5 protein-coding genes are annotated in these 1942 nt (G+C 52.9%); 4 read left to right on the forward strand and 1 reads right to left on the reverse strand.

From position 1 onward, the window contains the following. The first annotated feature begins 80 nt into the window (after positions 1–80). The 4 genes from L692_RS30900 (at position 81) to L692_RS31510 (ending at position 1611) form a co-directional block, all read left to right on the forward strand. Positions 81–338 (forward strand): GntR family transcriptional regulator, encoded by a 258-nt coding sequence (locus L692_RS30900; protein ID WP_051503594.1) that lies wholly within the window; start codon positions 81–83, stop codon positions 336–338. Next, the gene (locus tag L692_RS30335; RefSeq protein WP_051503595.1) at positions 335–871 is read left to right on the forward strand and encodes an aminotransferase-like domain-containing protein; all 537 of its coding nucleotides are present in this window, start codon (positions 335–337) and stop codon (positions 869–871) included. The genes L692_RS30900 and L692_RS30335 overlap by 4 nt, the downstream gene beginning before the upstream one ends. Before the next feature lie 244 nt (positions 872–1115). Beyond that, on the forward strand, positions 1116–1316 hold the full coding sequence (locus L692_RS0126210) for a cold-shock protein (RefSeq protein ID WP_025332779.1): 201 nt from the start codon (positions 1116–1118) through the stop codon (positions 1314–1316). An 82-nt stretch (positions 1317–1398) separates the two neighbouring features. Continuing rightward, entirely contained in the window at positions 1399–1611 is a 213-nt protein-coding gene (locus L692_RS31510; RefSeq protein WP_084463412.1) for a cold-shock protein, read from the forward strand. Positions 1612–1691: 80 nt separating this feature from the next. On the opposite strand, the gene L692_RS33305 is transcribed toward L692_RS31510, so the two are convergent. Next, a partial coding sequence (locus L692_RS33305; protein WP_036725786.1) for a DNA-3-methyladenine glycosylase family protein occupies positions 1692–1942 on the reverse strand: 251 nt, incomplete at its 5' end.

The raw sequence follows: 1942 nt of genomic DNA on the forward strand, positions 1-1942 counted from the left end.
GATTCATCCCCTGCCTGCAGAGGAAGGGGTCTTCTCGCCTATTCTGATAAATTTCAAAGGACAGATGAAGGAGAAAAGACATGCTGATCTTTTCCGGCCTGAATGATCCCGGAAGCGAACCTCTCTATATTCAGCTCTACGAATTCCTCAAGCGGGAAATTATGAACGGCAACATTCCCGGCGGCGATCAGTATACGCTGTCCTCCCTGCTCGCCCTGATGCTTCGCGAGCGTTCGGACAGTCTGGGTTCGAGGACCCCGGATACCATCTGGTACCTCCCACCTTTCAAAGACACGGATTTCGCACCTTTCCGCTGCCGCTGGACGAGGACGGCTTGAATGTGGAGCACCTGATCGGGAGCGGGGCGCAAGTCCTGTATGTCTCGCCTTCTCACCAATTTCCCTGCGGGATGACGATGCCGATTGCGCGTCGGATGCGGCTGCTGGACTGGGCAATGAACAGCGGCAGCATCCTGATCGAGGATGACTACGACGGTGAATTCCGCTATCACGGAAGGCCCGTTCCTTCCATGCAGGGACTGACGGATCACAGCCCCGTCGTGTATATGGGCAGCTTCCCGCAGTCTGTGTCGCCTGCGCTCTGCCTGCATTATATGGTTCTGCCCCAAGCTCTCCTTCCGGCTTATCACCGCCTGAAGAACGAGCTGTACCTGGAGCACTCGGCTTCCAGGCTGAATCAGATGGCGCTGCATGATTTTATGGAGCGGGGACATTTTGGCAGGCATCTGCGCCGGGTACGCCTGCTCTACGGGCGCAAGCACGATGCCGTCATTCGGTCGGTACAACGCCATTTAGGAGAAACGGCATTGCTGTCCGGCAAGAACGCATCGACGACGGCATCAGGGTGCTGAAGGAGGCGTGGCTGGATTAAACATATCCGGCCACCCATGGATTGTTATAGAAGTATTTAATCCAAGTTTAAACCTGAGTTGCATCCGTCCTCGGAGTATGATATGATTATTTCATTGGAATTTTGACCTGAACTCACATATTGCAGAAGGTTATGATTTTGAGCGCTTAACCCTGTGCAATATGTGATTTTTTATTTTTAAGTAAATAATAAGGTCATGTTCAAAAATAAGGAGGTTTTCTACAATGGAAACAGGAACAGTAAAATGGTTTAACGCAGACAAAGGCTTTGGCTTTATCGAAGTTGAAGGCGGCAGCGACGTATTCGTGCATTTCAGCGCAATCGTCAGCGAAGGCTTCAAGACTCTTGACGAAGGTCAACGCGTTGAGTTCAATATCGTTCAAGGCAACCGCGGTCCGCAAGCCGAGAACGTAGTTAAACTGTAAATCCGCAAGTACGCCCCGAACCTAGCGTTTGGGGCGTTTGTTTTTTCGCTGCATAATTCCGGGAGAGAAAGAGGGATGCTTCTTGTACTATTCACGGAAAAGGACTCTGAATGATATTCCGGAAGAACTCACGGCTATATGGTCCTGCACGAACGAAAGCTGCAACGGTTGGATGAGGGACAATTTTGTCTTTTTAGTGCAGCCCACCTGCTCCATGTGTCACTCACCGATGGAAAAAGGCGAGAAACTGCTCCCTGCGGTAGCCAACACCAGCCCCATTCAGTCCAAACAGTGAGCCAGAGTATCACGCGGGCACCCTCAAGCTTCGGCCTTAGCCGAAGTTTATTTGTTTTTCCGATTCGCTCTCTTCCTCGATCAATACAGCACCCTCCATAAGAAAAAGGTCGCGTACGCCTCCCAGCCCCGCCAGCCCGCGAACAGTTCCCCAAGCTCGGGAAGCGTCGGCTTCCGGTCCAGTCCAAGCGCGGATTTAACGGCATTGTGCAGGCCGACATCCCCGATAGGAAAAGACGAGGCGTCGCGCAGGCAGCGCATCCTTACATATTGGGCGGTCCAGGGGCCGATGCCCCGAACCGCCGTAAGCCTCGCTTCGGCTTCCTCCGGCG

This window comes from Paenibacillus forsythiae T98 (assembly GCF_000520735.1).
Classification (GTDB): Bacteria; Bacillota; Bacilli; order Paenibacillales; family Paenibacillaceae; genus Paenibacillus_AQ; species Paenibacillus_AQ forsythiae.

What these genes read in the sequence shown, in the direction of transcription:
- L692_RS30900 (WP_051503594.1), top strand. Translation starts at nt 81, where the DNA reads ATGCTGATCTTTTCCGGCCTGAATGATCCCGGAAGCGAACCTCTCTAT.
- L692_RS0126210 (WP_025332779.1), top strand. Translation starts at nt 1,116, where the DNA reads ATGGAAACAGGAACAGTAAAATGGTTTAACGCAGACAAAGGCTTTGGC.